General features: G+C 35.3%; 3 protein-coding genes. All 3 read left to right on the top strand.

Going from position 1 to position 5,341, the window contains the following annotated elements; translation table 11 throughout:
• Positions 1-194 precede the first annotated feature (194 nt).
• The 3 genes from V6255_RS17730 (at position 195) to chrA (ending at position 4,924) form a co-directional block, all read left to right on the top strand.
• Entirely contained in the window at positions 195-1,421 is a 1,227-nt protein-coding gene (locus V6255_RS17730; RefSeq protein ID WP_341629337.1) for a type II secretion system F family protein, read from the top strand.
• Between the two features lie 253 nt (positions 1,422-1,674).
• Positions 1,675-2,799 carry a hypothetical protein gene (locus V6255_RS17725; RefSeq protein WP_341629336.1) on the top strand — a complete coding sequence of 375 codons (1,125 nt, stop codon included), beginning with the start codon at positions 1,675-1,677 and terminating at the stop codon, positions 2,797-2,799.
• A gap of 940 nt (positions 2,800-3,739) precedes the next feature.
• A complete protein-coding gene (gene chrA / locus V6255_RS17720) occupies positions 3,740-4,924 on the top strand; it encodes a chromate efflux transporter (protein WP_341629335.1) in 1,185 nt (394 codons plus the stop codon).
• Positions 4,925-5,341: the final 417 nt, after the last annotated feature.

Genomic DNA, 5,341 nt, shown 5'->3' with positions numbered 1-5,341 from the left:
AACCTTAACTATAAACCTTAACTATAAACCTTAACTATAAACCTTAACTATAAACCTTAACTATAAACTTTAGCTAAAGAGCTTAGCTATAACACTTAACTCAAGATAACTTAATAAACAGAGCTTATCTAAATAATACTTGTATTCAGTATTCATAGTAGAAAGCCCATCTAACACTATCTAAAGAGAATTTCATGGCCATTAAACAATCTTCACCTGAACTACATACTTTTACTTGGCATGGTATTAACCGTAAAGGAGGTAAAGTCTCTGGAGAGTTACAAGGTGAAACGGTTAATGAGATAAAAGCAGAATTACGTAAACAAGGTGTGAGTGTTACACGTACTAAAAAGAAACCAAAGTCGTTATTTTCATTTGGTGACAAAGTACAGCCAATGGATGTTGCCATTGTATCACGTCAAATTGCTACTATGTTAAGTGCCGGCGTAGCTCTAGTTCAAAGCCTTGAATTGATTGCTAAAAGTAATGAAAAACCCTCTCTTCGAAAATTAATGACCTCGATTGCGAATGAAGTGTCAACGGGAACACCGCTTTCACAAACGCTACGTTCTTATCCAAGACAATTTGATACGTTATATTGTGATTTAGTGGAAGCGGGTGAGCAATCAGGTTCATTAGATACCATTTATGATCGTATCGCGACCTATAAAGAAAAGTCAGAAGCATTAAAATCAAAAATCAAAAAAGCGATGTTTTACCCTGCTGCAGTTGTCGCTGTTGCCTTCTTTGTAACTTTATTATTACTATTATTTGTTATCCCACAATTCCAAGATATCTTCACTGGATTTGGTGCAGAGTTACCTGCATTTACTTTATTTGTTTTAGGTATTTCTGACATCGTTCAATCCTATTGGTATATGATCATTGGTGGGGCAATATTAGCCGTATTTTTATTTAAAAGAGCACATCGTGGTAGTGAAAAAGTAAGAAATAATACCGATAAATTTATTCTAAAAATCCCTGTTATTAGCACTATTTTAGATAAAGCAGCAGTAGCTCGTTTTGCTCGTACACTTTCTACCACCTCCTCTGCAGGTATTCCATTAGTTGATGCCTTGCTTTCTGCAGCAGGTGCATCGGGTAACTATGTCTATAGAAGTGCGGTTAACAATATGCGCACAGAAGTAATTAGTGGGATGCAAATTAATGTTGCCATGAAAACAACGGGTGCATTCCCTGATATGGTGTCACAAATGGTGATGATTGGTGAAGAGTCTGGCGATTTAGACGGTATGTTAAGTAAAGTTGCCGACATTTATGAAAGCCAAGTTGATGATGCTGTTGATGCATTAACCAGCTTATTAGAGCCAATGATCATGGTGGTATTAGGTGTGGTAGTTGGTGGTTTAATTATTGCTATGTATTTACCTATCTTTGCCTTAGGTAGTGTTATTGGTTAATGTATTCAATTTATTATTAGGCTGCTTTCTATAAGCAATAGCCGTATAAGCAATACCCGTATAAGTAAGAACAATATAAGCAATAACAGTGTTATAAAGCTAGTGTGATAAATTATTTTATAGATAAAGTGAAAGCGATAGCATGACAATGCTATCGTTTTTTTGTTGCTTAAGTTAAATTTAAAAACTAAAGATTAAACACTGTACACTTTATTTTTTTTCATTGAACGTTCGCTTATATAAGGGGTAAGTCATGTTAGATGCTATTTATATTCTTGATCATGACTCTATTCCTATTCTTGATATTAAATCAAAATTACAGAAACCCCCCTCAATCATAAAGTCTGATGTTAAGGGCAATATATCCCCTAAGTTAAATACTACGACTAGAGAGCATCAGCAAATAACCTTTTCCATTTTTGAGTTTAAGCATTTTACAGCACAACAAATTGCACAGTATCGGCATTCATTATTTTGCCCTGAATGTTTACAAGTTGCTTATTTCAGAAGGGCTTCTAAAGATGGTAAGCAAGCTTGCTTTGGCTCTCGTCACCATCTTCCTCATTGCTCTGAATTAAGTAAAGTCACTAAGAAAGCTTCACTTGATTTGAGCAATGATTTGAATGAAGATATTTCGGTAGCGATCGAACCTAATGATGAAAAATTTATTGATGACAGCATTAAGCAATCAATAAAAGTTAAAGACAATAAAACGGTTGAAGAAAGCCTTAAACAAAGTATTAAACAAAATGTTATTGAAATAGCTAATCCAATAGAGGATTCAGATAAAGGTTTTACTATTGATTTTGCAGCTGCTAATAAAAAAATAGACGTTAAAAAGACTTATATTATAGAGAGTGAAAAAAATACTGTTAACACAGACAAAGTAAAAAGTAACAAAGAGGTAATAGAGACTAAAGTAACGATTGCCGCGAGCGAAAACTCAAATAAGTCGATTAAACAAACCTTACCTAAACTACTAAAGAGCTTATTAAATAACAGTTCCTTAGCGTCTTCTAATGTGTGGGTTCACACTAGCGAAAAACATAAATGGCGAGCTAAGAATTTATTTGTAAATTTCTCTGATGCTGAAGTGCTAGAAAATTTATCCCCTAGAATGTATTGGGGAACCATTAATAATGCAGATAAAGAACTATTATGGTTGAATGTGGCGGATGCTAAGAACGTCGCAATTCCCATCAAGCTTTTTCGACAAGACTTTTTAGATAAGTATTCAATTAATAAAAACCATGACTTAGTCGGTGCAAATATTATTTTATTTGCTAAGTGTTTAACTAATAAAGATAAATCACGAAAGTTCTTACAATTATGGAGCAATGATCTACAGTATCTGCATCTCTCCTTACCTCCTCTATAAGAGGCCTCTTGATAACTAATAAATGATGGAAACTACCATCTATTGACCTTTGTATTATTAATTAATCAAAAATAGAAAACCATCATCTTTTAACCTCAGGGCGCTGGCTTCAGCCTGCAGAGATTTTGTGTTATTTTTTGTTTTGGATTAAAGTCAATAATAAGAAGGTTACTGACCTTGGGGCGCTGGCTTTAGCTTGCAGGATTTTATGTGTTGATTTTGTTTTTGGATTAGAGAATCAATAATATAAAATTTAACCTTAACACCAAACCCCCTGCAAGCTAAAAACAGGACTCGCTGAGCTCCTCCGCTCATAACACTAGGCTTCACCTAATTCGCCATGTGCCCCCAAACTAAACCAAAACAATTAAACATTAATAATACTCGATCTTTTGACCTTGGGGCGCTGGCTTTAGCCTGCAGGGTTTTGTGTGTTGCTTTTTATTTTTGGACTAAATAATTAATTTCAAAGAGTTGTTAACCTCGGGGCGTTAGCTTCAGCCTGAAGGATTTGTGTGTTGCTTTTTATTTTTGGACTAAATAATCAATATCAAAGAGTTGTTAACCTCAGTGCGCTGGCTTTAGCCTGCAGAGTTTTATGTGTTGCTTTTTATTTTGGATTAGATAATCAATAGCATGACATTTAACCTCAACACCAACCTGTAAACTAAAAGTATGACTCACAGAGCCCCTACACTCATGACTCTATGCTTAGTCTAATTCGCGATACGTCCTCAAAAAATATAAACCTTCTAACTTCGTCCATCGTGAGGGCGTTTGACACTTTGTGATGTCATCTCACTGTCACAATTCTTCTGTATTTTACTCTGTTTTACTCATTATAAATGTCGCTTTGTACTTTGAATTGTTTCTCTTAATTAATATTAGTGGAAGCGGCATTGTTGCTTAATCATTATTTGTGTTTGGATTGGAATATTTTATGTGGGAAATCTTCAAAACCTTCTTTATATTAGGCTGCATTAGTTTTGGCGGGCCAGCTGCCCATATTGGTTACTTTAGAGAAACCTTTGTACAACGTTTAGCGTGGTTAAGTGAACGACAATACGCAGAATACGTTGCATTAAGTCAATTTTTACCTGGACCGGGATCTAGTCAAGTAGGTTTTGCTATTGGTTATCACAGACTAGGCTTAAAAGGCGCTTGTAGTGCATTCTTAGGCTTTACCATTCCATCTGTCACCATCATGTTGTTACTGGTGATTAGCACTGGTGAATTAGCGGGTAATGGTGTTTTTCAATCAGTAATACATGGACTTAAATTATTAGCGGTAGTGGTCGTTTTTGATGCCATTTTATTAATGTATAAAAATTTCTGCAAAGATACTCCCCGTATTCTTTTATGTTTAATAACCGCTTGCACATTACTTATTTCCCCTAGTGTTATCGAACAAATTTTAGTGCTGATTTTTGCTGCAGTGATAGGTGTATTTTTCTTAAAAGAAAATAAAGAGGATACGACTAAAAAGAAAAAACATTGTTTAATTTGTAATGTTTGTACGTTGATTAATTACAAGCCATTAGTCTTATTTTTGTTGTTATTGTTTGTATTGCCTTTGTTGATGTTTTTCTATCCCGCAATGCCAGCTAGTATTTCTGTGTTTTCTGATTTCTTTCAAGCTGGTAGTTTAGTGTTTGGAGGAGGGCATGTGGTATTGCCGCTTTTACAGAATATCGTGGAAGGACAAGTTACCGCTGATCAGTTTTTAACGGGTTATGCTATTGCTCAAGCAGTACCTGGTCCTATGTTTAGTTTAGCCACTTATATTGGTTATTTGATTTTACCTAGCGAGCCTATTGTAGGTGCATTGATCGCTACCATTGCAGTATTTTTACCAGGATTTTTATTGTTATTAAGCTGCTTAAAAAATTGGCAAAGACTTTCAAAAATACCAAGTTTAGCCGCTGCAATGAATGGTGTTAATACGGCTGTAGTTGGCTTGCTAATAAGCGCTCTTTACCAGCCCGTATTTGTTAGTGCTGTTTTTAATAGTATTGATATGGCGATAGTCTTAATTGGTGTCTACCTATTAAAACGTCAAAGATTACCGATTATGTGGCTTGTGCTTTTGTTTGCTGTTATTGGTGTTTTATTAAAGTTGATATAGGTATAACTAACAAGTTAGTTTGAAATATTAAACCTCCTAATCTATATCATCGAATGATGAGTTTTTTGACCTTTGACCTTTGACCTTTGACCTTTGACCTTTGACCTTTGACCTTTGACCTTAGGGCGCTGGCTTTAGCCTGCAGGGTTTGTGTTAATTTTTATTTGGGATTAGAGTCAATAATAAAAAGGTTACTGACCTTGGGGCGCTGGCTTCAGCCTGCAGGGGGGTTGTGTGTTGATTTTTATTTTGGATTAGAGTTAATAATAAGAAGATTACTGACCTTGGACGCTGGCTTCAGCCTGCAGGATTTGTGTGTTGCTTTTATTTTTAGCTAGAGAGTCAATAATTAGAAGGTTTTGACCTCAACACCAAAACACCTGCAAGCTAAAAACAGGACTCGCAGAGCTCCTCCGC

It is taken from the genome of Psychromonas arctica (assembly GCF_038155225.1).
Classification (GTDB): domain Bacteria; phylum Pseudomonadota; class Gammaproteobacteria; order Enterobacterales; family Psychromonadaceae; genus Psychromonas; species Psychromonas arctica_B.
The sequence above is the reverse complement of the archived record's forward strand: the minus strand, read 5'-3'. Positions and strand labels throughout refer to the sequence as shown.

Excerpts from the sequence above, each read along its gene's own strand:
- V6255_RS17725 (WP_341629336.1), top strand. The coding sequence starts at position 1,675 with ATGTTAGATGCTATTTATATTCTTGATCATGACTCTATTCCTATTCTT.
- V6255_RS17730 (WP_341629337.1), top strand. The coding sequence starts at position 195 with ATGGCCATTAAACAATCTTCACCTGAACTACATACTTTTACTTGGCAT.
- chrA (WP_341629335.1), top strand. The coding sequence starts at position 3,740 with ATGTGGGAAATCTTCAAAACCTTCTTTATATTAGGCTGCATTAGTTTT.